Raw genomic sequence first — 22,710 nt, 5'->3', positions numbered from 1 at the left:
TTTCGGGGTCTCCGCCCGTTTCCGGGTCTCCGCCGCCCGGGGTCTCTCCCCCGCGGTGCCGTACGGCGCCGCGGACCCCGCGGCCGGATCTCGTCCGGCGGCTCAGGTGGCCTCGGGGTCGTACGGCGGGATCTCGCCGTACCCGAGCTCGCCGGCGGCCTCTGCCGCGTAGGACGTGGCGTAGGCGGGGGCGGCGACCGCGGCGGCGGAGGAGGCCGCGTTCCAGTCGTCCTCGAGATCGGCCGTCAGGTGCTTGCGGACGAAGTTCTTCGGGTTGAGGTCCGTCGGGTCGAAGTCGGCGAACTCCGGGCCCAGTCCGGTCTTCAGGTCGTCCCTGGCGTTGTTGGCCAGCCGCCTCAGGTTGCGCAGGGTCCTGCCCGCCTGGGCGGCGGCCTGGGGCAGCTTCTCCGGGCCGAAGACGAGCAGGGCGATGACCACCAGTGCCGCGATCTCAGGCCAGTTGAGTCCGAACACGGTGATCTCCTACGGGCTCAACGCCAAGGTCAGCGCTCCGGGACGGATCCCGGAGCGCTTCCAGACTAATGCCCCCAACCGCAAGCATGCACCCAAAGCGAGCTTCAGGAGGGCCGTGGTGTAGGTGTGGCGGCGACATCGGCCTGCACGGTCACGGTGGCCGTCTTCTCCTGGCCGCCGCGCTGGTACTTGACCTCCAGCTTGTCGCCGGGAGCCTTGCCCCGGACCAGCGCGATCAGCTCGTTGCCGTCCTGCAGCACGAGGCCGTTGACCTCCAGGATGACGTCGCCCGGCTTGAGGCCGGCCTTGTCGGCGGCGCCGCCGGGCGTGACGGGCTGGCTGCCCTCGATCGCCGAGCCCGCGATCCGGACCCCGGTCCCCTGGTACGCGGGGTCGATCATCACGCCGATCCGGGACTTGCTCGCCGTCCCGGTGGTGACCAGTTCCTGGGCGACCCGGCGCGCGTGGTTGACCGGGATGGCGAAGCCGAGGCCGATGCTGCCGCTCTGCCCGGTGATGTCCCTGCCGAGGGTGGCGATCGCCGAGTTGACGCCGATGACCTCGCCGTTGGCGTTGACCAGCGGGCCGCCGGAGTTGCCGGGGTTGATCGCGGCGTCGGTCTGGATGGCGCTGAACCAGGTGGTGTCGGAGCTGTTCTCCTCACCGGCCTGGACCGGCCGGTTGAGGGAGCTGACGATGCCGGTGGTGACCGTGCCGGTCAGTCCGAGCGGGGAGCCGATCGCGATGACCGGGTCGCCCACCACCACGTTGTCGGAGTTGCCGAGGGTGATCTCCGGCATGCCGAAGGTCTCGGCCGGCTTGACCACGGCCAGGTCCGACTCGGGGTCGCGGCCGACGATCTGGGCGGAGGTGGACTTGCGGTTGTTGAACTGGATCTGGATCTGGCCGCCGTCCGCGGCGGCCGCGACCACGTGGTTGTTGGTCACCACGTAGCCGCCCTTGATCAGGAAGCCGGAGCCGGTGCCCGAACTGCCGCCGCCCTCGACGGCCAGCGAGACCACGCTGGGCAGCACCTTGGAGGCCACGCCCGCCACCGACTCCGGCGGCCTGGCCTTGGAGCCCGAGTCGGTGGCCGGCAGGGTGTAGGAGGCGTCGTAGCCGGTGCCGCCCGAGCGGGTGAGCAGGTAGGTGCCGACGCTGCCGAGCGCCGAGGCGACCAGTGCGATCACCAGGGCGAGCGCGACGAAGGCCCCGGTGCCCAGACCCCGCCGGGCGGGGACCGCACCGGGTCCGGGGAAGGCCATGCCGGGTCCGGGGAAGGCGGCGGGGGCCGGAACGCTCCCTGAGGGGCCCGCCGGCGGCGGCGCCCAGCCCGGGCCCATCCCGAACGCCCGGGAGGGCGGGGGCGGCGGGTTGCCGAAGACCGCGCCGCCGTTCCCGGGCGGCCCGTACGGCGAGACCATGATCGTGGTGTCCTGGCGCGGACGGCCGGAGGGGTCGCCCCACCCGTTCTCCTCGGGCGGGTCGATCCAGCCGGGATCCGGGCGGTCCTGGGCGCCCCGGGCGGCCTGCTCGGCCCCTCCCTGACCCTCCTGGCTCCACCGGCTCCGCCCGGGCGGCGGGCCGAGCTGGCTCCAGCCGTCGCCGGGCCGGTCGCCCTGGTGCCCGGCCGCGGCGTCGGCGGGCAGGAACTCCGGCCGGGAGAACTCCGGGGCCGGACCTCTCGCGTCGGCGAGATCCGACGGCGCGCGCCCCTCGGCGTCGTTCCCCTCGTGGGTGCGGGGATCGTCGGTCATCGAATCTTCACTACTCCTCGCCTCGCATGAGGCCGCTCGCCGGCAGCAGACAGACCATCTTCCCGGCACGGACATACGAAAGGCATAAAACACGCCTCATCCGGAGGTGCCGGCCCGGGACGGCGGACGGCTCCGGCCCGAGTCCAGATCGTATGCCCGCCGCGCCGCTCCGCATGCCGTCAACAGAGACGTTCCCCCCGAACACACCGGACTGGACGGAGACCGACATCACGGGCAGACGATCCGAATGCTCCGGATACAAGTATCACCGAGAACCGCCGTGCGCGGGCTGCCCGCCGGCGCGGTCCGGGGGGAGCGCGGCGGCGGACGGGCGGGTCACGGAGTGGGCGCCAGGGGCGTCGGCGAGGGGGTGGGCGTCACCGTGCCGTTGGAAGGGGCGATCCTGGGCTGGTTGGCGAACATCTCCGAGGGCGGGACCCGCGGACCGGACTCGGCGCCGCCCACGGAGAACAGGGTGCCGAGGGCCACCGCCGCCGAGGCGAAGCCCACCGCGACGTAGCCCGCCCTGCGCGACCGGCGGGGCCCGCCGGTCGCCCGCCCGCGGGGCCGGTTGTCCGGCGGCGCGATGCTGTGCATGCTCGGGATCGGCGCCCCGCCGAAGGTCCGGGAGACCGGGAAGGGCCGCTCGCGCGGCGGCAGCGGGCCGCCGGGCTCGGCCATCCGGAGCAGGGAGAAGGTCAGGTCCGCCGGCATGGACGGCCCGTCCAGGGACCGCAGGCGGCTCTTCAGCGCGCGCATGGTGTCGACCTCTGCCCGGCAGTCCGCGCAGAAGGTCAGGTGCGCCAGGGCGCGGTCGCGCTCATGGTGGTTCAGCTCTCCGTCGACGAGCGCCGAAACACGCTCTCCAAGATGACTCATGCCGACTCCTCGCCGAACGGCTCGTCGTGACACTCGCTCTTGATGGTGGTGCTCATTCCGGGCCTTCGCTCGTTTCTCATGCGAACTCCTCCCCGCGGGTGACGGTCGGGGGGAACTGCTCGCCGCGGGGCGCGCGGTGCTCCAGCGCGTCACGCAACTGTGCCCGGCCTCGGTGGATGCGACTTCGGACGGTGCCGAGCTTCACGCCGAGCGTCGCGGCGATCTCCTCGTAGGACAGCCCTTCGATGTCGCACAGCACGACGGCGGCGCGGAACTCCGGCGCGAGGGCGTCGAGCGCCGCCTGGATGTCGGGCTCCATGTGATTGTCGTCATACGCCTGGGCGGGAGAGGGCTCCCGTCCCCGCAGCCGCTCGGCGGCGTCGTCGGCGAGCCCTTCGAACCGGATGCGCTGCCTGCGCCGCGCCATGTCGAGGAAGAGGTTGGTGGTGATGCGGTGCAGCCAGCCCTCGAAGGTGCCCGGCGTGTAGTTCGACAGGGACCTGAAGACCCGGACGAAGACCTCCTGGGTGAGGTCCTCGGCGTCGTGCACGTTGCCGGTCAGCCGGTAGGCCAGCCGGTAGACGCGGGCCGAGTGGGTCCGGACCACCTCCTCCCAGGTGGGAGGCGTCCAGTCAGGCATGGGAGTATCCGCCTGGTGGTCGGATCCGTCCACCGGCACTCCTCTCTCCGGGACCACCGCTATCGCCATAGTGCCTGGTTTCGTCCCTTCGTGCGTACTCGCTGCCTTCACGACCGGCAAACGCCGCTTAAACCGTGCAACGCACCGGCCAGGACATGAGTTCCCGATCTGGCCCGACTCCCCTAGGCTGCGACCCAGCGTTCGTGTGACCGTGTACGGAGAGACCGGGAGGAGAGGCCGATGGCAGAGACGCCGACAAGTTCGTTGGAGGCCACTCTGGCCTATGCCGAGGACTTCCATCCCGAGGACGAGATCCTGCGCGCCGCCCGCCGGCAGGGCGTCGAGGTGGGCGCACCGCCGATCGCGCCCAGCGGCGGCGCCGCCCTCTGCTTCCTCGCCACGGCCATCAACGCCCGCGCCGTCGTGGAGATCGGCACCGGCTGCGGCGTCTCCGGCCTCTGGCTGCTCCGGGGCATGCGCCAGGACGGCACGCTCACCAGCGTGGACGTCGAGCCGGAGCACCAGCGCCTGGCCCGGCAGGTCTTCGCCCAGGCGGGGTTCTCCGGGGGCCGGGTCAGGCTGATCACCGGCCGCGCCCTGGACGTGCTGCCCCGCCTGTCCGACGGCGGCTACGACCTGGTCTTCTGCGACGGCGCCAAGCAGGAGTACGGCGACTACCTGGCCGAGGCCGTCCGGCTGCTCCGCACGGGCGGCATCGTCGTCTTCGACAACGCCCTGCTGCACCACCGGGTCGCCGACCCGGCCCAGCGCGACCCGGACACCGTGGCCGTGCGGGAGCTGGGCAAGCTGGTGCGCTCCGACGAACGGCTCCGCCCGCTCCTGCTCCCCCTCGGCGACGGCGTCCTCGCCGCGATCAAGCTTCCCGGCTAGGCTTCGCCGGCCCCGGTCAGCCACTCCAGCAGCAGGCGGACGCCGAAGCCGGTGGCCCCCTTGGCGAGGACCCCCTCGTCCGCCGTGCTCCGGCCGACCCCGGCGATGTCCAGGTGCGCCCACGGCCGCTTGCCGGTGAACTCGCGCAGGAAGAGCGCCGCGGTGATCGAGCCCGCGCCGTAGGCCGACCCGGCCTCGATGTTGGCCAGGTCGGCGATCCCGGACTCCAGCGCCGGGGTGTAGTCCTCGATCAGCGGCATCCGCCAGAGCCGCTCGCCGCTCGACTCCCCCGCCTCGGTCAGCTCGGCGGCCAGCGCGTCGTCGGAGGCGAAGACCGCGCCCAGGTTCTTGCCGAGCGCGATGCTGATCGCCCCGGTGAGCGTGGCGACGTCCACCATGACGTCCGGGTCCAGCTCGGCGTCCGCGTAGGCCAGTGCGTCGGCCATCACCAGGCGGCCCTCGGCGTCGGTGTTGAGCACCTCGACGGTCCGCCCGCCGTACTGCGCGATCACGTCCCCGGGGCGCTGCGCCGCACCGGAGAAGGCGTTCTCGGCGGCGGCGATCAGGCCGGTGACGCGGACCGGCGCGCCGAGGGCGGACAGCGCGCCCAGGACCGCGATGACGACCGCGCCGCCCGCCATGTCGGTCTTCATGAACTTCATGCCCTCGGTGGGCTTGAGCGACAGGCCGCCGGTGTCGTAGGTGATGCCCTTGCCGACCAGGACGACGTGCTTGAGCGGCCTGCCCTCGGCGCGGCGCGCCACGGCGTCCGCGGGCTCGTAGGAGAGCTGGATCAGCCGCGGCGGGCTCACCGCGCCCTGGCCGACGGCGAGGATGCCGCCGAACCGGCCCGTCCGCAGGGCGTCCTCGTCCCAGACCCTGGCGCTCATCCGCCCGCCGGGCCCCTCCTCCGACAGCTGCTCCAGGGCCCTCTCGGCGAGCCACTCGGGGGTCTTCACCGAGGACGGCGTGTTGGCCAGGTCCCTGGCGAGCGCGACCGCCCCGGCGGTCACCCGGCCCCTGGCCACGGCGGCCTCGACGGCCTCGGCGTCCGCGGCGTCCTGCGCCTCCCCCGGGTGCACTCCGGCGAACTCGATCGAGGCCACCGGCCCGGAGCCCGCCTCACCGATCCGGAAGGTGTAGGCGGCCAGCAGCGCGCCCTCCACGAACGCGGCCCGCGCCCCGGTGGAGCCCCCGGGGAGCACCACGCTGAGCGACTCGCGCCCCTTGGCCCGGCGGGTCACGGCCGCGCCGGCCTTGCGCAGCGCGGCGGCCGAACCGTCGCCGATCCCGTACAGCAGCACCCGGCCGACGCCGTCCCCGCGCGCGACGGGCACCTCGACGACCTCGCCCGCCTCGCCCCTGGCCTGGTAGTGGTCCAGCAGCGCGGCGGCCGGGACCGGCAGCTCGGCCTTCGGGCCGAGCTCCGGCCCGAAGGGGACCGCGAGCAGCTCCGCCCCGGCCTGCGGCCGCGCGGCCGCGGTGATCGACGTCTCTATCGGCACGTGAAAACTCCAGTCGAGAACCGGGAGAACCCCGGAGAGGGCCAGGATGACCAGGAAGAACGGGCACCCCGGGAGAACGGACAACCGGGAGAACACCGCGGCCCTGGCGCGAGCCGCCACGGGGGGCGGTCCGGCGGCCAGGGCCGTGCATCGGTGGCGGTCGTGCGGACTGTCGCTGGTGTCATGCTCCGGGGGAGCACGGTGGATGGTGCCCGCCGCACCGCCTCAGGGTCGTGCCCGGATCAGCCGACGACCTTCTTCAGCTCCTCGCCCAGAGCGCCGGCCTCGTCCGCCGAGAGCTCGACGACAAGCCGGCCGCCGCCCTCCAGGGGGACCCGCATGACGATTCCCCTGCCTTCCTTGACGACCTCCAGCGGACCATCGCCGGTCCTCGGCTTCATCGCCGCCATGCGTGTATCCCTTCCTGCTTCGGGCTCCGGATCTCCGACTGACCCGAGGGTGGCCGACGCATTCACGTCTTCTGTGATGTCCTATTATCCCGCCTCCGCACTCGGAATGGGAACGATCAGCTTCCGCTTCCCTCCGCCGGGGGGCCCGGCACCGTTGTCCGGGACCCCTCAGACGGCCAGACTTGTCCTCGTGAACGCCCGCGCCGCGCTGTTCGATCTGTACGGGGACCACCTGAGGTCCCGGGGCGGCCGCGCGTCCGTCGCCGCCCTCGTCCGCCTGCTCTCCCCCCTGGAGATCGCCGCTCCCGCCGTACGCACCGCCGTCTCCCGGATGGTCCGGCAGGGCTGGCTCACCCCCGTCCGCCTGCCCCGGGGGCCCGGCTACGAGGTCACCCCCAAGTGCGTGCGCCGTCTCGACGAGACCGCGCTGAGAATTTACCGAGCGGGAACGATCCCCTGGTCGGGCCGGTGGCACCTGGTCGTGGTCGAGCCGGTGCGCGAGCGGCCCCGGCGGGAGCGGCTGCGGGCCGAGTTGTCCTTCCTCGGGTACGCGCCGCTGTCGGAGACGACCTGGATCGGTCCACACCCCTCTCCCGAGCTCGATCCGCTGCTCGCGAGCGAGCAGGTCCGCGCCGAGCGGTTCGAGGCGGTGCTCGACGGCGACCCCCGGGCGCTGGTGGCCAGGACCTGGGACCTGGCGGCCATCGGGGCGGCCTACGAGGAGTGGCTCGCCCGGGCCGTGGAGCTGGTCGGCGCGCTGCCGGACGGCGCGGCGGACGACCGGGTGTTCGCCGTCCGGAGCAGGCTGCTGCACGGCTGGCGCAACTTCCTGTTCCGCGACCCCGGCCTCCCCGCCGACCTGCTCCCGCCCGGCTGGCCGGGAGAGAAGGCCAGAACCTACTTCGAGCAGGAGGCCACCCGCCTGCTGCCCGCAGCCGCGGCGTTCGTCGAACGCCACCTGACCGAACAGTAAGGGGTTCTCCGTGAACGATGTCCTCTACTCCGTGGACGACGGCGTCGCCACCGTCACGCTGGACCGCCCCGAGGCGATGAACGCGCTGACCGTGCGGATGAAGGGCGAGCTGCTGGAGGCGCTGACCATGGCCTCGCACGCCTACTCCGTGCGGGCGGTGCTGCTGACGGGGTCGGACCGGGCGTTCTGCGCCGGCCAGGACCTGGGCGAGCACGCCGCCAACCTGGAGGCGGGCCGCGGCCTGGACGGCACCGTGCGCACCCACTACAACCCGATCGTCCGCACGATCGCCGAGATGGGCAAGCCGGTCGTCGCCGCGGTGAACGGCGTCGCGGCGGGCGCGGGCGCCTCCCTGGCCTTCGCCTGCGACCTGCGGATCGCCTCGGAGAAGGCGAAGTTCACGATGGCCTTCACCGGGATCGGCCTGGCCCCCGACTCCGGCGCCTCCTGGACCCTGCAGCGCCTGGTGGGCCCGGCCCGCGCGGCCGAGCTGCTGCTGCTGAACGAGCCGTTCGACGCGGCCCGCGCGCTGGAGCTCGGCGTGGTCTCCAAGGTCGTGCCCGCAGAGGAGCTGGCGGCCGCGGCCCGGGCGCTGGCCGTACGGCTGGCGCAGGGCCCGACCAGCGCTTATGCCGCGACCAAGCGCGCGCTGGCGTTCGCGGCGGGCAGTACTCTGGACGACGCGCTGGAACTGGAGGCCGACCTCCAGGACGCCTGCGCCAAGACCGACGACCACCTCAACGCCACGCGGGCGTTCCTGCGCAAGGAGCGCCCGGCCTTCGAGGGGCGTTAGGCGCGGTCCCGCACCCAGCAGTCGGAGATGTGGTCGTTGACCAGGCCGATGGCCTGCATCAGCGCGTAGGCCGTGGTGGGACCGACGAAGCGGAAGCCGTGCCGCTTCAGCTCCTTGGCCAGGGCCTTGGAGCCGGGCGTCTGGGCGGGCACGTCGGCGCCGGTCGCGGGCACCGGCGAGGCCGGGTCGGCGTGGCGCCAGACGAGGTCGGAGAGGCCGATGTCGAGGGCGGCCCGCGCGTTGGCGACGGCCGCCTCGATCTTGGCGCGGTTGCGGACGATGCCCGGATCGGCGAGGAGCCGCTCCACGTCGGCCGGGCCGAACGCGGCCACGGCCGGGATGGAGAATCCGGCGAACGCGGCCCGGAAGTTCTCCCGCTTGCGCAGGATCGTGATCCACGACAGGCCCGACTGGAAGGCCTCCAGGGTGAGCCGCTCGAAGACCCGGTCGTCCCCCTCGACCCGGCGGCCCCACTCGTCGTCGTGGTAGGCGATGTACTCGGGCGCCGAGCTCACCCACCCGCACCGCACCCGGTCGGTCACGCCCGCCGCTCCGTGCCGTCCTGCGCCGGGGCCTCGTCCGGCTCCCCGGCCTCCGCGGCCCCGTCCGTCCTCCCGGCGGCCGAGCTCTCCCCCGCATTCCCGGAAGGGGCGGGATCGTCCGGCCCCGGGACCGCCTCCGTCCCTCCGGACGGCGTCTCGTCGCCCGCCGGACGCTCCCGGTACGGAGGGTCCTGGTGCGCGGGCTCCTGGTGCGCGGGGTCCTGGTGCGCGGCCTCCCGGCTCGGAGGGTCCTGGTGCGCGGGCTCCGAGTGCGCGGGGTCCTGGTGCGCGGGGTCCTGGTGCGCGGGGTCCGGGTACGCCGTGTCCCCCCGCCACTCGCCGAGGGAACCGTCCCCCCGCAGCTCCTCGGGATCCTGCGCCGGGATCCGGGGCCGGTGCTCGGTGAGCGGGCCGTACGACGGGCCGGCGTGCGCCTCCTGGCGGGCCTGGAGCCTGCCGGCGAGCAGCTCGGAGACCCGCTGTTCCAGGACCGCGATCCGGGTGTCGCGCTCGCTCAGCGCGGTCGCGGCGCGCTGCAGCGTCTCGTCCACGCTCTGCGTGTGGTAGCCGACCAGGCTCACCGGGAGCTGGAGGGCCATGAAGTCCACGGCACCGAGGTGCCCGGCGTCGGGCAGGGCGAGCGGGGGGACGTCGGGCGCGAACTCGGTCAGCTCGCCGCCCTTCCCCATGGCGACCAGCACCACGCCGGCGAGGATGGCGAGAGCGGCGAGGGAGAGTACGACCAGCACACTACGAATCGTGCCACAACTCCCGGAGCGTAGGATCGCGCCATGACGGCTCTCACGGTGATCGGACCGGACCACGGCGGCGATCCCGGCTGGGTCGAGGCGCGCTCGCTCCCCGAGGTCGAGCGCCTCGCCGCGGCGGGGCGCACCGTCGCCGTCACTCCGGCCGAGCTGGCCGGGGACGGCGACGAGGCCGCGGAGCTGGCCGCGGCCTCGATCTGCGCCTGGCTGGGCGCCCGGGTCTTCCGCACCGCCCGCCCGGACCAGGTGCGGCTCGCGGTCGAGATGACCGAGTCCCTGGCCGGTCGCCGTCCTCCCGCCCTGGCCCGCCGCGGCCTCGCCTGAGCGGCCGCCCCTGCCGGGCGCCGCTAGTCCGCCACGGCCTCGCCCAGCTCCTCGGGGCTCGGGACCAGGTGCGTGGTCGCCTTCTCCAGGTGCTCGAACGCCTCCTCGACCGTGGTCGTCCAGGAGATCGCGTCGAAGACGCCCGGCCGGGTGAAGCCCGCCGCGTGCATGCCCTCGACGAGCTCCCGCAGCGGCGCGTACAGGCCCCACGGGTCCAGGACGACCAGCGGCTTGTCGTGCAGGCCCAGCGTGCGCGCGGTCCAGATCTCGAACAGCTCCTCCAGCGTGCCGATGCCGCCGGGCAGCACCAGGAAGGCGTCGGAGCGGGCGTCCATGACCCCCTTGCGCTCGCGCATGTCGGCGGTGACGACCAGCTCGTCGGAGTCCCGGTCGGCGATCTCGACGTCCACCAGGACCTGCGGGATCACCCCTACCGTACGGCCGCCGCCCGCGCGGGCCGCCCGGGCCACCGCGCCCATGCACGACACGGTGGCCCCTCCGCTGACCAGCGTGTGCCCGCGCCCGGCCAGCTCGGCCCCCACCTCCTCGGCCAGCGCCAGGTACTTGCGGTCGATCTTCTGGCTGGATGCGAGGAATACACAGATGAACACGGGCCCACCCTATTGGGCGTCGGAGACCGTCCCCTGAACCGACTCCTTCTCGTTCTCCCGCTGGGGGGAGCGGGAGCGGTCCGCCCCGGTGATGATCCGCACGGCCTCGTCCGGGTCGTCGGTGACGTGGATGAGGTCCAGGTCCGCCGGGGAGATCTTCCCGGTGCCCTCCAGGGTGGACTTGATCCAGTCGACCAGCCCGCCCCAGAACTCGGTGCCCATCAGCACCACAGGGAACGAGGTGACCTTCTGGGTCTGGACGAGCGTCAGCGCCTCGAACAGCTCGTCCAGCGTGCCGAAGCCGCCCGGCAGCGTGACGAACCCGCACGAGTACTTCACGAACATGGTCTTGCGGACGAAGAAGTAGCGGAACTCGATGCCGAGGTCCACGTACTCGTTCATGCTCTGCTCGAAGGGGAGCTCGATGCCGAGCCCGACCGAGACGCCGCCGGCCTCCGTGGTTCCCTTGTTGGCCGCCTCCATGCAGCCGGGACCGCCGCCGGTGATCACGGCGTAGCCCGCCTCCGAGAGCTTGCGGCCCAGCGCCACGCCCAGCTCGTACTCGGGGGTGCCCGCGGGGGTGCGGGCCGAGCCGAAGACCGTGACCGCCTGGGGCAGTTCGGCGAGCTGGCCGAAGCCCTCCACGAACTCCGCCTGGATGCGCAGCACCCGCCAGGGGTCCATGTGCAGCCAGTCGGCGGGCCCCCGCCGGTCGAGAAGTCGCTGGTCATAGGTGGTTTCAGGGACGAAGTCGCCGCGGACCACTGCGGATCCCTGACGGCGCTCCGGGCGTGTTCTCTTCATGCGGATCACGCTAGCGCCCGCTTGGAAAAAATCTTGAAAATTCCCTCTGAAAACACGGAACCGGATTTCAAGGAGGCTGCGTCTAACTGCCGAGGGTGCTGCTCGGGACTGAAAGTGGCTTTCCCCGCCAAATGGCCGGCGAGGAAAGCCACTTTCTATTTGTGCTGTGCTTGTGGGCCGTGCTCCGCACGGCCGGCTCGGGGGCTGGTAACCGGCTCCCGCCCTCGTCACGTCCTCGCTCGTTCCTCGCTGCGGGCGTTCCTCGGTTGGTTCACCGGCGCCCCCTCGCGGGGCGTCAGCGCAGCCAGGCGAGCATGCGGCGCTCGCACTCGGCGATCTTCTCCAGCGAGACGAACTCGCCGCGCTGGTGCGCCAGGTTCGGGTCGCCGGGACCGTAGTTGACGGCCGGGATGCCGAGCTCCGAGAAGAGGGAGACGTCGGTCCAGCCGAGCTTGGCCCTCGGCACCCCGCCCACGGCCGTCACGAACGCGGCGGCCACCGGATGGGTCAGGCCGGGCCGCGCGGCCGGGGCCCCGTCGGTGAAGCGGACCTCGAACCCGTCGAACACCTCGCGCACGTGCTCGCGCGCCGCCTCCAGCGACAGGTCGGGGGCGAAGCGGTAGTTGACCGTCACCACGCATTCGTCGGGGATCACGTTGCCCGCCACCCCGCCGGCGATCCCCACGGCGTTCAGGCCCTCGTGGTACTCCAGCCCGTCGACCACCGGCAGCCGCGCCTCGTAGCGCTCCAGGATCTCCAGCACCGGCCCGGCCGCGTGGATCGCGTTGACCCCGAGCCAGGACCTGGCGCTGTGCGCCCGCTCGCCCCGGGTGACGACCTGCGCCCGCAGGGTGCCCTGGCAGCCGCCCTCGATCGTGCCGTCGGTGGGCTCCATGAGCACCGCGAAGTCCCCGGCGAGCCACTCGGGGCGGTTCCGGCTCAGCCGGAGCAGCCCGTTGCGCTCGGCCTCGATCTCCTCGCAGTCGTAGAAGACGTAGGTCACGTCCCGGCCCGGCTCCTCCAGCGCGGCGGCGAGCCTCAGCGCGACCGCGACGCCGCTCTTCATGTCGGAGGTGCCGCAGCCGTACAGCAGGTCGCCCTCGACCCGGCTGGGCAGGTTCCCGGCGACCGGGACGGTGTCGAGGTGCCCGGCGATCACCACCCGCTCGCCCCGGCCGAGCCGGGTGCGGGCCACGACCGACTCGCCGTCGCGGTCCACGCTCAGGTGCGGCAGCGCGCGCAGCGCCTCCTCCACCGCGTCGGCGAGCGCCTTCTCGCCCCCGCTCACCGACTCGATGTCCACGATCCGGGCGGTGAGCGCCCCGACGTCCTGCGTGAGGTCCAGCCGCGTACTCATGCCCGCGACCCTACCGCCGCCGCCGCGCCCCGCCGGAACGCGCCTCGGCCGGCCGGGCCCCGCGGCCCCGGACTCCCTGCCGATACGGCCTTCGCGAACCGCACACCGGCCGGGGGCATGTAGGTTCTTCAGCGTGCGGCGGCCGTTCTCCAGGGATGTCATCGCGATCATCGCGATCGTGACCGTGCTTGCGGTGGCCATCACCGCGGGCGTCTTCGCGCTGATCAACTGGATCGGCAGGAAGAGCCTGGCGGGGGAGGGCTGCAGGATCACCACTCCGGACGGGACCCTCGACCTGGAGATCGAGCAGGCCCAGGTGGCCGCGGCGATCGCCGGGGTGGCCCACCGCCGCAAGCTCCCCGAGCGGGCCGTCGTGATCGCCTACGCCACGGGCATCCAGGAGTCCAAGCTGTACAACCTGCCGTTCGGCGACCGCGACTCCGTCGGGGTGTTCCAGCAGCGTCCCTCGCAGGGCTGGGGGAAGCCGGAGCAGCTGATCGATCCGGTCTACGCCTCCGGCAAGTTCTTCGCCGCGCTGGTGAAGGTGAAGGACTACCGGAAGATCCCGCTGCACGAGGCCGCCCAGGAGGTGCAGCGCTCGGCCGACGGCTCGCTGTACGCCCAGCACGAGGAGAACGCGAAGGTCCTGGCCGGGGCGTTCACCGGCCGGGTGCCGCACGCGGTGCACTGCTGGTTCCCGCCGGAGGGCGGCGAGGAGACGCCCGCGCCCAGCCCCGCGCCGGGCGAGGCCGAGCGGGAGCTGGCCCGCACCCTGGGTTCCGGGACCACCCTCGCCGCCTCCTCGCGCAGGCGCGGCTGGCTGATCGCCACCTGGTCCCTCGCCCACGCCCAGAAGTACGGCCTGAGCACGATCCGCTACGACGACCGCGTCTGGAACGTGGCAGAAGGCGAGGAGGGCGGCTGGCAGCCCGACGCCGAGGCCTCCGCGGACCGGGTCCGGATCTCCTAGGGTCCGGATCTCCTAGGGAGTCCTCGGCGAGGAGCCCGCGGCGCCCTCCCCCTTCTTCTCGATGGTGATCGAGCCCGGTGGGAGCGGCTGGGCGTAGCAGGAGTTCCACGGCTCGCCCTGGAGCCGCTCGAAGGAGAGCAGCCGGCCGTCGGCCGCGCGGTAGTCGGCGAAGTCCAGCAGGCCCCGGTCCGGCATCCCGGTGTACCCCTCCGAGCGGAAGGCCGCGGTGCCCCGGTCCCCCGGGAAGAACTCCACGCCCTCGACGACGATCATCGTCTTGGCCGGGATCATCCCCTCCGCGGGGACCGGCGTCCACAGCAGCACCTCGAGGTGGGGGGCGTCGTCCGGGGCGGAGCCGGAGCGGGTCTCGACCGAGAGCCACCGGTGGCGGCGGGTGCCGTCGTCCAGGAGGTACTCGGTCCACTGCACGCCCTGGCACGACACGTACAGCGCGCCGAGGACGCGGGCCCGCGTCCCCTGGCAGTCGATCGTGTCGCCCACCCGGATCGTGCGGGGGTCGGGGTAGTCGATGCCGACGTGGCCCGTGTCCTGCACGGGCGGGGGCGACCGCTCGGCCTCGACCGGCGGGGAGGGGGTCTCGCCGGGGGCCCCGGCCTCGCGCGTCCTGCGGTCCTGGCGCGTGGTCGCGTAGAACGCGCCCAGCAGCAGGACCACGGTGATCACGCTCAGTCCGAGGATCACGGCGACCGCAGGGGTCATGCCGCGGGATCCTACTGGAGGCGGCGCACCGCCGCATCGACGCGTTCGTCGGTCGCGGTGACGGCGATCCGGACGTGCCTGCTCCCGGCCTCGCCGTAGAAGTCGCCCGGGGCGACGAGGACGCCCTTCTCCGCCAGCGCGCGCACCTGGTCCCAGCACCCCTCGCCGTTGGACGCCCACAGGTACAGGCCCGCGGCGGAGTGCTCGATCCGCCAGCCGGCCGCCTCCAGCGCGGGGCGGAGCACCGCGCGCCGCGCGGCGTAGCGGGCCCGCTGCTCCTCGGCGTGCGCGTCGTCGTCCAGCGCCGCGGTCATCGCCGCCTGGACCGGGGCGGGAACGATCATGCCCGCGTGCTTGCGGACCTCCAGCAGCCGCCGGACCAGCGCGGGGTCCCCCGCGGCGAACCCGGCGCGGTAGCCCGCCAGGTTGGAGCGCTTGGAGAGCGAGTGCACCGCGAGCAGTCCCTCGTGCGAGCCGCCGCAGACGTCCGGATGCAGGATCGAGATCGGCTGCTCCTCCCAGCCCAGCTCGATGTAGCACTCGTCGGAGGCCACGATCGCGCCGTGCTCGCGCGCCCAGGAGACGACCTTGCGCAGGTGCTCGGCGGGCAGCACCCGGCCGGTCGGGTTGGACGGGGAGTTCACCCAGACCAGCGGGACCCGCTCGGGCCCGAGCGCGAGCAGCCCGTCGGTGGCGTACGGCTCCGCGCCCGCCAGGCGCGCGCCCACGTCGTAGGTGGGGTAGGCCAGCTCGGGGAAGACCACCCGCTGCCCCGGGCCGACGCCGAGCAGCGTCGGCAGCCAGGCCACGAACTCCTTGGAGCCGATCAGCGGCAGCACGTCCGCCTGGTCGAGGACGACGCCGTGCCGGCGCCGGAGCCATCCGGCCGCGGCGGCGCGCAGCCGCTCGGTGCCGTAGGTCAGCGGGTAGCCGGGGCTGTCGGAGGCGTCGGCCAGTGCCCGCCGTACGAGCTCGGGCACCGGGTCGACGGGGGTGCCCACGGACAGGTCGACGATCCCGCCGTCATGCGCCTGTGCCAGCTCCTTGTACGGCGTGAGCCGATCCCACGGAAAATCCGGCAGCCCGATCACGGTTCTCCCCGCTGGCGTGCCCCGCCCGGCAGGAGCGGGGGAAGGTCGTCGTTGGAACACGCGGGCGGGGCGGCGCGGTGCGCGCCGGGCCACCGCCCGCGTCTGCTCTCCGGCGGCCCGGGTGGGCCGGTGGACCCGGCACGCCTGGTGGGCCCGCCGGGTCCGGTGGTTCTAGTGGCCCTCGGCCTGCGGAGGCAGGGCCGCGACGACCGGGTGGTCCTTCTCGATCTTGCCGACCTTGGAGGCGCCGCCGGGCGACCCCAGGTCCTCGAAGAAGTCCACGTTGGCCTTGTAGAAGTCCTTCCACTGCTCGGGAAGGTCGTCCTCGTAGAAGATCGCCTCAACGGGGCAGACGGGTTCGCACGCGCCGCAGTCCACGCACTCGTCGGGGTGGATGTAGAGCATGCGCTCGCCCTCGTAGATGCAATCGACGGGGCACTCCTCGATGCACGCCTTGTCCAGGACGTCCACGCAAGGCTGCGCGATGACGTAGGTCACCTCGGGCTCCTTCTTCTTTACGCACCTAGGCACGACTTCGACCGCGGGTTGCTACGCCCTAGTATTGCCGTGCCCGCCACATCTCTGAAACGGGAGGGGGTACTCCGGGGTGTCCCCCGCCTTCGGCGCTCGGCTGAATATCACGATAACCCCTGCTGACGTGGGGAAAAGGGTCACCACCCGGCGACGGGTCCCGGAGGGCTTCCGCGACGCCGTGGGCGAGCTGGAGTTCTGGCGGGACGGCGTGCTCGGCGTGCGCAGGCGCGACGGCAGCCTCGTCGAGATCCCCGAGGAGACCCTCGCCGCGGCCAAGGTTGTCATGAAACCGGCGTAAGCCGTTCACCAAGAAGGCTCGCGCCTCCTCGACCGCTCCCGCCGCCGGGAGAAGTATCCGGCGCGTGACCGTACGCAGCATCGCCGCCGCAGCGCTCCTCCTCGCCACGATCGCCGGGTGCAGCGCCCCGGCGGCTCCTCCGGGCGAGGACCGGGGCGGGAAGCTTCCTCCGGTGAAACTCCAGGCCGCCTCCCTCGCGGAGGGCTTCACGAGCATGGAACGCCTCGTCGAGGCGGCACGGAAGGAAGGCTCGCTCACCGTCATCGCGCTGGCGCGCGACTGGGTGAACTACGGCGAGATCATCGACTCCTTCTCCGAGGAGTACGGGATCAAGGTCACCGAGCTCGAACCCGGCGCCGGCAGCCTGCGGCAGATCGAGGCCGCCGAGACGCTCCGGCCGGACGTGTTCGACCTGAGCCTGGAGGTGGCGGTGGCCAACGCCGGCTCCTTCGCCCCCTACAAGGTGCGGGGCTGGCAGGACATCCCCGACGAGCTGAAGGACGCCGAGGGCTCGTGGTACGCCGCCTACGGCGGCTACATGTCCATCGGCTACGACTCCCGCAGGGTCACCGCCCCGGCCTCCTACGCCGACCTTCTGAAGCCCGGCCACAGCGTCTGGCTGCCCGGCGACCCCCGGCAGAGCGCGGCCGCCTTCGGCGCCGTGATGGCGGCCTCGCTCGACGAGGGCGCCGGGGACGCCGGGAGCGGCGGGAAGCGCGGGGACCGGGCCGACGCGGAGCGGGGCGTGGAGTTCTTCGGCCGGCTGAAGGAGGCCGGGAACCTCGCCGCGGCGGGGCAGCCGCCCTCGGTCGTCCTCGACTGGGACTTCCTCAACGCCGCGCGCGCCGCCAAGGAGACGGACGGCGGACCGGGCTGGAAGGTCGCGATCCCGGGCGGCAGGGCGCTCGGCGCCTACTACGTCCAGGCCGTCAGCAAGAACGCCCCGCACCCGGCCGCGGCCCGGCTCTGGCAGGAGTACCTCCTCTCCGACCGGGGCCAGAACCTGTTCCTGAAGGGCTACGCCCGGCCCGCCCGCATGGAGGCGATGCGGATGCGCGGCACGCTGGACGCCGACCTCGCCCGGCGGCTCCCGGCGACGGCCGCCAGACCGGTGATCATGACCGTTCCGGAGACCGACGCCGCCAAGGCGTACCTCCGGCGCGAGTGGGCCGGGACCGTCGAGGGGTCGTGAGGCGGGAGGGACTGGCGGGACTGATATGTCGCGACATGCCTGAGGCTTTAAAGTGTCTGGTGAGTACCGGCACGAGGCCGCGTCGTCTCAGAATGTGAGCTGATCGTCTTGCGATACGATACGCCGAGCTTGATGAGGTGGAACGCTCGCACCTATGACAGCAGCTTCGGTTACGTCTCGGCGCACGGCGCCCCGCTTCTCGACCTCCTCGACCCGCAACCCGGCGAGCGCATCGTGGACCTCGGCTGCGGCACCGGCGTGCTGACCGCCGAGATCGCCTCCCGGGGCGCGCACGTCCTGGGGATCGACGGCTCCCAGGCGATGATCGAGAAGGCCCTGGCCCAGTATCCCGGCCTGGACTTCATCGTCGGCGACGGCCACGACTTCGTGCTCGCCCAGCCGTACGACGCGGTCTTCTCCAACGCGGCCCTGCACTGGATGGCACGGCACCCGGACGCGGTGATCGCCAGCGTCCGCGAGGCGCTCGCCCCGGGCGGCCGGTTCGTGGCCGAGATGGGCGGCGCGGGCAACTGCGCCGCGCTGACCGCGGCGGTCTCCACCGCGTGGCGGGAGCACGGGCTGCGCGAGCCCGACCTGCCGTGGTACTTCCCCACCCCGGCCGAGTACGCCACCCGGCTGGAGCAGGGCGGGTTCACCGTCCGCATTCTGGAGTACTTCGACCGGCCGACTCCACTTGACGAGTGCCCCAACGGCGCGGCGGACTGGGTGCGGATGTTCGCCGGTTCGCTGCTGCGGGGAGTGCCCCCGGAGCTGGCCGATTCGCTGCTCCGCCGGGTGAACGAGCTGGCAGCGCCCGCACTGCGGCGGGAGACCGGCTGGATGGCCGACTACGTCCGGCTGAGGTTCGCCGCCGTACGCCGCTGACCTGACCCGTGCGCTGGGACGATTTGCCAGACTATGGTCTGTTCCATAAGTCTCGTTATCCAGCGGCGAGGTGGAGCGGGCGGCTTGAGGGGCTGGTGAAGGGAACGGATGAACTTCTGTCTGAGCGACCTCGTGCCGCCGCTGCGCTGGAGCGACGCGGCCGAGATCCCGTCGCTGCGCGAGCAACCCGGCCTTCCTGACGCCTGGTGGCGGAGCCTGCCGCTCTCCCGGGTGCTCGCCGTGCTGCCGCCCGCGGCGCTCGCCGAGCTGCTCGCGGAGATCACCCTGAGGCACTGGCCCGCGGCGGCGGTGGGCGACGTCCTGCCCGCCCTGTACGTGCTGGACCCCGACGAGGCCGCGGAGCTCGACGAGCCCTGCACGGCCATCGCGCTCGACCGCGCGGGCTCGTGGCCCGGGCTGCTCGCCCTCACCGGCCACGGCCTCCGCGACCAGCCCTTCGTCCGGGTCCGTCCGCTCCTGCAGACCCTCTTCTCGGCGGTCTTCACCCGCCTCGCCCCGGCTCCCGCCGTGGCCCCCGGCGTTCCCCCGCTCTCCGGGGCCGCCGTCGCCGGGGCCGCCGCCCCGGCCGCGGAGCCCGAGGCGCCGGAACCCGCAGCAGCCGCGGAGCCCGAGGCGCCGGAACCCGAGACGCCGGAGCCCGAGGCCGCCGCAGAACCCGAGACGGCCGCGGAGCCCGAGACGGCCGCGGAGCCCGAGACGGCGGAGCCCGAGACGGCGGAGCCCGAGACGGCGCCGGAACCCGAGGCGCCGGCGGAACCCGAGGCGCCGGCGGAGCCCGAGGCGCCGCAGGCCGGGCGGGCGCCCGGACCCGTGGATCTGCACGCGCTTCTCGACGGGGTGTTCACCGGGCTGGAGGACACGAGCTGGGCCGTCGCGCAGAACCGGGTGTTCAGCGACGAACCCGCGGCCGTCGAGGCGCTGGCCAAGCTCTTCGCGGTCCGGCCCGAGGTCATCCGCGACACCGAGGCCGAGCTGCGCCGGCGACTGGAGGAATGGCTCGCCTCCGACGAGGCGGAGCCGTACCGGGAGCACCTCGCGGGGCTGCGGGCGCTCCTCGGCAAGGCGGCCCCCCGGAGCCGGCTGATCGGCGCGGCCGGCTGGCACACGCTCGAACTCCGCTCCCTCGACGTGCCCGCCTGGCAGTTCGTGCTCGCCACCCTCCCGGACCACCACCTGGTCGACGACTGGCTGGTCGACGGCGACATCGCCGACCTGCGGCACCGCACCCGGGATCTCATCAGCGGCGCCGAGCGCCCGACCGTCGGCCGCGCCCTGGAGCTGATCTCCTCCCTCGGCATCCATCCCGAGGTCGCCAAGGAGTGGCTGGAGAACGTCCCGCAGTTGCGCATCCTCGGCGCGAACGACCCCGCGGCCCTTCGCCTCAACGGCACGGCGCAGGCGACGGCCCTGGCCGGGAGGCCGGCCGGGGAGGCGCCCTGGGAACCCGTCCGGGAACCCCTGCCGGCACCGGACCCCGGACCGGTCCGGGAGCCCGCGCCGGAACCGGACCGGGAGCCCGCGCCGGAACCGGACCGGGAGCCCGCGCCGGAACCGGACCGGGAGCCCGCGCCGGAACCGGACCGGGGACCGGTCCGGGAACCGGCCGGAGAGCCCTCGGAGCCCGGTCCGGCCGAGGAGCCCGCCGGAGCGCCCGGGCAGGCCCGGTCCCCGTTCCGCCCGCTCAAGGACGTGGCGCTCACCCGGCGCTGCTTCCGCCAGCCGGACGGCCGCTGGTGGCTGAGGATCGACGTCACCGCCGAGCACGTCGAGGGCGCCGAGTGCCCGCTGCCCACCGGGTTCGCCGCCTACCTGGGCATGGCCCCCGGCGGCGGCCGTACGGTCAGCAGCGCGGTGGGCGAGCTGACCCTGAGCTGGCGGGACCGGCCGGTTCTGGACTCGCTCGGCCCGCTGCTGCGGGACGCGGGCGCCAAGGAGGGAAGTCACCTGTTCCTTACGCTGTCCGACGAGGGGGTGCTGCGCGCCAGGCACCTGCCCGCCGCGGGATCGGGAGTGGAGCCGATCGTGCGGGCGCTGCGCCTGGTGGGCTACACCGCGCCCTGCGAGACCCCCGAGCACGCCGCACGCGTCGTCGCCACCCGCGTCGGGATGAGCGGACCGGTGACCCTGCCCGACCTCCTCACCCGCCTGCGCGAGCGCGGGGACCGCGACCTGCAGTCCCTCCTGGCGTAGCCGATGCCCCGACTCGCCCTCTCCCCCCGGTTCCCCGCGGAGCTCGGCGCCCTGGCCCAGCCGGTGCGCCGGGACGCGGTGGTCGCCGTACGCCGGTTCCTGCAGAACACCTCGGGCGGACCGCACCCGGAGCGGGTCAGGGGGGCCAGGGACGACCGGGTCGCGACGCTCCGCCTCGCAGACCGGCACCGCGGCGTCGTGATCAGGCAGCGGGACGTCTACTGGCTGCTGACCGTCCTGCCGGACGCCGAGGCCTGGGCCTACGCCCAGCGCCTGCGCTTCGGGGTCAACCCCGTGCTCGGCGTGGCCGAGCTGTGGGACGCCGCGGCGCTGGAGCGGGTGGAGCCGGCCGTCCGCAGGGCGGCCGCGGCGTCCCGGGCCCGGCTGTTCGCCCAGGTCTGCGACACCGACCTGGGCGAGCTGGGGATCGACCACAGGTTCCTCCCGCTGCTCCGGCAGATCACCGACGAGCTGACCCTGGAGGCGCTGGAGCCGCTGCTGCCGCCCACCCAGTACGCGCCCCTGGCCGCGCTGGCCCGGGGCGAGTCGGTGGCCGGGGCCTGGCGGGAGCTGGAGAACCACCGCGCGGTCGCCGGCACCGGCCCGATCGGCCCCGAGGAGCTCGACGACCTCGCCGCCGCGCTCCGGCGCAGCCCGGACCGGGCGGTCTTCGTCGACGGCCCTCGAGAGCTGAACCACGTGCTGGACGCACCCGGCTGGTGCGTGTTCCTGCACCCGCCGCAGCACCGGCTGGCCCACTGGGACTCCTACGACCGGCCGCTCCTGGTCACCGGCGGGGCGGGGACCGGCAAGACCCTCGTCGCCCTGCACCGCGCGGCCCACCTGGCCAGGAACGGCTCCGGCCCGGTCCTGCTGGTCGCCTTCTCCCAGGGGCTGAGCGCCGACCTGTCGGCCAGGCTCGACCTGCTGATCGAGGACGAGGTGGTGCGCAAGCGCGTCGAGGTCGGGAACGTGGACCGGCTCGCCCACCGCATCGTCGCCGAGGCGGAGGACCGCCCGCCCTCGCTGGTCGGCTCGGGCGAGCTGACCGCGCTCTGGCGGGAGGCGAGCGGCGAGTACGGCCCGGCGTTCCTGCTGCGCGAGTGGGAGCAGGTGATCCTGGCGCAGAACCTCCGCACCCTGGACGAGTATCTGGCCGCCCCGCGCGCCGGCCGCGCCGTCGACCTCTCCGCCGAGCAGCGCACCGCCGTCTGGCAGGCCGTCGGGCACGTCACCGGGCGGCTGGCCGAGCGCGGCAGGCGGACCCTGCTCCAGCTCGCCGCCGAGGCGGCGACCCTGCTCGGCCAGACCACCGGCGACCTGCTGGAGGAGGCGGAGCCCCGGCGGGAGCCGTACCGGCACATCGTGGTGGACGAGGCGCAGGACCTGCACCCCACGCAGTGGCGGCTGCTGCGCGCGGCGGTGCCGTACGCGCCGGACGACCTGTTCATCGTGGGCGACCCGCACCAGCGCGTCTTCGACACCCGGGTGGCTCTGGGCACGGTGGGGATCGACGCCGACCAGCGGCTGCTGCAGGTGTCGTACCGGCTCCCGCAGGAGATCCTCTCCTGGGGGGTGCGGCTGCGCGGGGGCGGACCGGCGGACGGGCTGGTGGCCGGGGTCCAGGAGCTGTACGGCTTCCGCTCCATGCGGCACGGCCCGCGCCCGATGGTCCGCGCCTACGGATCGCCGCAGGACGAGCTGAGCGGTCTGGCCGCGCACGTCGCGCAGTGGCTCCAGGACGGCGTCCCCCCCGGGGAGATCGGCGTCGCCGCGCGGACCGCGGAGCTCGTCCGGGACGCCAGGGCCGCCCTGCGGGAGACGGGAGTGCGGGTGACCACGCTGCACGGCATGAAGGGCCTGGAGTTCCGGCGGGTCGCCGTGATCGGCGTCTCCGACGGCATCGTGCCCGCCCCCGACTCGCTCACCCCGGCCGGGGAGGATCCCTCGGCCCGGGCGCACGACCTCCAGCGCGAACGCGGCCTGCTCTACGTGGCCTGCACCCGGGCCGAGGAGGTGCTCTACGTGTCCTATTCCGGACGTGCCAGCCCTTTTCTCCCTACCTGACCACATACTCTGAAC

24 protein-coding genes are annotated in these 22,710 nt (G+C 73.5%); 10 read left to right on the top strand and 14 right to left on the bottom strand.

Going from position 1 to position 22,710, the window contains the following annotated elements:
* Nucleotides 1–102 precede the first annotated feature (102 nt).
* From FHS22_RS10745 to sigE, 4 genes are all read right to left on the bottom strand, one after another.
* Nucleotides 103–474, bottom strand: coding sequence for a sec-independent translocase (locus tag FHS22_RS10745; RefSeq protein ID WP_184940632.1), 372 nt, complete (start codon nt 472–474; stop codon nt 103–105).
* 104 nt (nt 475–578) lie between these two features.
* On the bottom strand, nt 579–2,231 hold the full coding sequence (locus FHS22_RS10740) for a trypsin-like peptidase domain-containing protein (RefSeq protein WP_184940630.1): 1,653 nt from the start codon (nt 2,229–2,231) through the stop codon (nt 579–581).
* Nucleotides 2,232–2,567: 336 nt separating this feature from the next.
* The gene (locus tag FHS22_RS10735) at nt 2,568–3,110 is read right to left on the bottom strand and encodes an anti-sigma factor family protein (RefSeq protein WP_184940628.1); all 543 of its coding nucleotides are present in this window, start codon (nt 3,108–3,110) and stop codon (nt 2,568–2,570) included.
* 76 nt (nt 3,111–3,186) lie between these two features.
* On the bottom strand, nt 3,187–3,819 hold the full coding sequence (gene sigE / locus FHS22_RS10730; protein ID WP_184940626.1) for an RNA polymerase sigma factor SigE: 633 nt from the start codon (nt 3,817–3,819) through the stop codon (nt 3,187–3,189).
* A 171-nt stretch (nt 3,820–3,990) separates the two neighbouring features.
* Between sigE and FHS22_RS10725 the strand changes: the two genes are divergently transcribed.
* On the top strand, nt 3,991–4,641 hold the full coding sequence (locus FHS22_RS10725) for an O-methyltransferase (RefSeq protein WP_184940624.1): 651 nt from the start codon (nt 3,991–3,993) through the stop codon (nt 4,639–4,641).
* Here FHS22_RS10725 and FHS22_RS10720 read toward each other — a convergent pair.
* Nucleotides 4,638–6,146, bottom strand: coding sequence for a leucyl aminopeptidase family protein (locus tag FHS22_RS10720; RefSeq protein WP_184940622.1), 1,509 nt, complete (start codon nt 6,144–6,146; stop codon nt 4,638–4,640). The two genes, FHS22_RS10725 and FHS22_RS10720, sit on opposite strands and share 4 nt — an antisense overlap.
* Before the next feature lie 242 nt (nt 6,147–6,388).
* Nucleotides 6,389–6,556 (bottom strand): DUF3117 domain-containing protein, encoded by a 168-nt coding sequence (locus FHS22_RS10715; RefSeq protein WP_068901342.1) that lies wholly within the window; start codon nt 6,554–6,556, stop codon nt 6,389–6,391.
* Between the two features lie 190 nt (nt 6,557–6,746).
* Between FHS22_RS10715 and FHS22_RS10710 the strand changes: the two genes are divergently transcribed.
* Complete coding sequence (locus FHS22_RS10710; protein ID WP_184940621.1) at nt 6,747–7,529, top strand: PaaX family transcriptional regulator C-terminal domain-containing protein; 783 nt, start codon at nt 6,747–6,749, stop codon at nt 7,527–7,529.
* Between the two features lie 10 nt (nt 7,530–7,539).
* Complete coding sequence (locus tag FHS22_RS10705; protein WP_184940619.1) at nt 7,540–8,322, top strand: enoyl-CoA hydratase-related protein; 783 nt, start codon at nt 7,540–7,542, stop codon at nt 8,320–8,322.
* Here FHS22_RS10705 and FHS22_RS10700 read toward each other — a convergent pair.
* Nucleotides 8,319–8,864 (bottom strand): DNA-3-methyladenine glycosylase I, encoded by a 546-nt coding sequence (locus FHS22_RS10700; RefSeq protein ID WP_184940617.1) that lies wholly within the window; start codon nt 8,862–8,864, stop codon nt 8,319–8,321. The genes FHS22_RS10705 and FHS22_RS10700 overlap by 4 nt on opposite strands.
* Nucleotides 8,861–9,613, bottom strand: a complete 753-nt coding sequence (locus FHS22_RS10695; RefSeq protein ID WP_184940616.1) for a hypothetical protein — start codon at nt 9,611–9,613, stop codon at nt 8,861–8,863. The genes FHS22_RS10700 and FHS22_RS10695 overlap by 4 nt, the downstream gene beginning before the upstream one ends.
* Nucleotides 9,614–9,655: 42 nt before the next feature.
* Between FHS22_RS10695 and FHS22_RS10690 the strand changes: the two genes are divergently transcribed.
* On the top strand, nt 9,656–9,955 hold the full coding sequence (locus FHS22_RS10690) for a hypothetical protein (protein ID WP_184940614.1): 300 nt from the start codon (nt 9,656–9,658) through the stop codon (nt 9,953–9,955).
* Between the two features lie 23 nt (nt 9,956–9,978).
* Here the strand turns inward: FHS22_RS10690 and FHS22_RS10685 are convergent, their stop codons facing one another.
* From FHS22_RS10685 to dapE, 3 genes are all read right to left on the bottom strand, one after another.
* Nucleotides 9,979–10,566 carry an LOG family protein gene (locus FHS22_RS10685; RefSeq protein WP_184940612.1) on the bottom strand — a complete coding sequence of 196 codons (588 nt, stop codon included), beginning with the start codon at nt 10,564–10,566 and terminating at the stop codon, nt 9,979–9,981.
* Nucleotides 10,567–10,575: 9 nt separating this feature from the next.
* Entirely contained in the window at nt 10,576–11,370 is a 795-nt protein-coding gene (locus FHS22_RS10680) for an LOG family protein (RefSeq protein ID WP_184940611.1), read from the bottom strand.
* 295 nt (nt 11,371–11,665) lie between these two features.
* A complete protein-coding gene (gene dapE / locus FHS22_RS10675; RefSeq protein WP_184940609.1) occupies nt 11,666–12,727 on the bottom strand; it encodes a succinyl-diaminopimelate desuccinylase in 1,062 nt (353 codons plus the stop codon).
* 133 nt (nt 12,728–12,860) lie between these two features.
* On the opposite strand from dapE, the gene FHS22_RS10670 reads away from it, so the two are divergent.
* Nucleotides 12,861–13,697 carry a hypothetical protein gene (locus FHS22_RS10670; RefSeq protein ID WP_184940607.1) on the top strand — a complete coding sequence of 279 codons (837 nt, stop codon included), beginning with the start codon at nt 12,861–12,863 and terminating at the stop codon, nt 13,695–13,697.
* Between the two features lie 12 nt (nt 13,698–13,709).
* On the opposite strand, the gene FHS22_RS10665 is transcribed toward FHS22_RS10670, so the two are convergent.
* The 3 genes from FHS22_RS10665 to fdxA all read right to left on the bottom strand — a co-directional run bounded on the left by FHS22_RS10665 (nt 13,710) and on the right by fdxA (nt 16,006).
* Nucleotides 13,710–14,417 carry a DUF4178 domain-containing protein gene (locus FHS22_RS10665; protein WP_184940605.1) on the bottom strand — a complete coding sequence of 236 codons (708 nt, stop codon included), beginning with the start codon at nt 14,415–14,417 and terminating at the stop codon, nt 13,710–13,712.
* A gap of 11 nt (nt 14,418–14,428) precedes the next feature.
* The gene (dapC, locus tag FHS22_RS10660) at nt 14,429–15,508 is read right to left on the bottom strand and encodes a succinyldiaminopimelate transaminase (protein ID WP_184940604.1); all 1,080 of its coding nucleotides are present in this window, start codon (nt 15,506–15,508) and stop codon (nt 14,429–14,431) included.
* Nucleotides 15,509–15,679: 171 nt separating this feature from the next.
* Nucleotides 15,680–16,006 (bottom strand): ferredoxin, encoded by a 327-nt coding sequence (gene fdxA, locus FHS22_RS10655; protein ID WP_184940603.1) that lies wholly within the window; start codon nt 16,004–16,006, stop codon nt 15,680–15,682.
* Nucleotides 16,007–16,166: 160 nt separating this feature from the next.
* On the opposite strand from fdxA, the gene FHS22_RS10650 reads away from it, so the two are divergent.
* The 5 genes from FHS22_RS10650 to FHS22_RS10630 all read left to right on the top strand — a co-directional run bounded on the left by FHS22_RS10650 (nt 16,167) and on the right by FHS22_RS10630 (nt 22,695).
* Entirely contained in the window at nt 16,167–16,340 is a 174-nt protein-coding gene (locus FHS22_RS10650) for a putative acetyltransferase (RefSeq protein ID WP_338047698.1), read from the top strand.
* Nucleotides 16,341–16,404: 64 nt separating this feature from the next.
* Nucleotides 16,405–17,532: an ABC transporter substrate-binding protein gene (locus FHS22_RS10645; RefSeq protein WP_184940599.1), complete on the top strand. Its 1,128-nt coding sequence runs from the start codon at nt 16,405–16,407 to the stop codon at nt 17,530–17,532.
* A gap of 132 nt (nt 17,533–17,664) precedes the next feature.
* A complete protein-coding gene (locus FHS22_RS10640) occupies nt 17,665–18,417 on the top strand; it encodes a class I SAM-dependent methyltransferase (protein ID WP_184940598.1) in 753 nt (250 codons plus the stop codon).
* Nucleotides 18,418–18,525: 108 nt separating this feature from the next.
* Nucleotides 18,526–20,628, top strand: coding sequence for a hypothetical protein (locus FHS22_RS10635; protein ID WP_184940596.1), 2,103 nt, complete (start codon nt 18,526–18,528; stop codon nt 20,626–20,628).
* Between the two features lie 3 nt (nt 20,629–20,631).
* Nucleotides 20,632–22,695, top strand: coding sequence for a UvrD-helicase domain-containing protein (locus FHS22_RS10630; protein WP_184940594.1), 2,064 nt, complete (start codon nt 20,632–20,634; stop codon nt 22,693–22,695).
* The last annotated feature ends 15 nt before the right edge of the window (nt 22,696–22,710 follow it).

It is taken from the genome of Thiemannella venezuelensis (genome assembly GCF_014203605.1).
Lineage (GTDB): Bacteria > Actinomycetota > Actinomycetes > Streptosporangiales > Streptosporangiaceae > Planomonospora_A > Planomonospora_A venezuelensis.
Note: the sequence above shows the minus strand (reverse complement) of the source record. Positions and strands in the feature narration are given on the sequence as shown.

Coding starts and splice junctions, on each gene's coding strand:
- FHS22_RS10740 (WP_184940630.1), bottom strand. CDS start 2,231: ATGACCGACGATCCCCGCACCCACGAGGGGAACGACGCCGAGGGGCGC.
- FHS22_RS10735 (WP_184940628.1), bottom strand. CDS start 3,110: ATGAGTCATCTTGGAGAGCGTGTTTCGGCGCTCGTCGACGGAGAGCTG.
- sigE (WP_184940626.1), bottom strand. CDS start 3,819: ATGGCGATAGCGGTGGTCCCGGAGAGAGGAGTGCCGGTGGACGGATCC.
- FHS22_RS10725 (WP_184940624.1), top strand. CDS start 3,991: ATGGCAGAGACGCCGACAAGTTCGTTGGAGGCCACTCTGGCCTATGCC.
- FHS22_RS10715 (WP_068901342.1), bottom strand. CDS start 6,556: ATGGCGGCGATGAAGCCGAGGACCGGCGATGGTCCGCTGGAGGTCGTC.
- FHS22_RS10690 (WP_184940614.1), top strand. CDS start 9,656: ATGACGGCTCTCACGGTGATCGGACCGGACCACGGCGGCGATCCCGGC.
- FHS22_RS10680 (WP_184940611.1), bottom strand. CDS start 11,370: ATGAAGAGAACACGCCCGGAGCGCCGTCAGGGATCCGCAGTGGTCCGC.
- dapE (WP_184940609.1), bottom strand. CDS start 12,727: ATGAGTACGCGGCTGGACCTCACGCAGGACGTCGGGGCGCTCACCGCC.
- FHS22_RS10665 (WP_184940605.1), bottom strand. CDS start 14,417: ATGACCCCTGCGGTCGCCGTGATCCTCGGACTGAGCGTGATCACCGTG.
- FHS22_RS10640 (WP_184940598.1), top strand. CDS start 17,665: ATGAGGTGGAACGCTCGCACCTATGACAGCAGCTTCGGTTACGTCTCG.
- FHS22_RS10635 (WP_184940596.1), top strand. CDS start 18,526: ATGAACTTCTGTCTGAGCGACCTCGTGCCGCCGCTGCGCTGGAGCGAC.
- FHS22_RS10630 (WP_184940594.1), top strand. CDS start 20,632: ATGCCCCGACTCGCCCTCTCCCCCCGGTTCCCCGCGGAGCTCGGCGCC.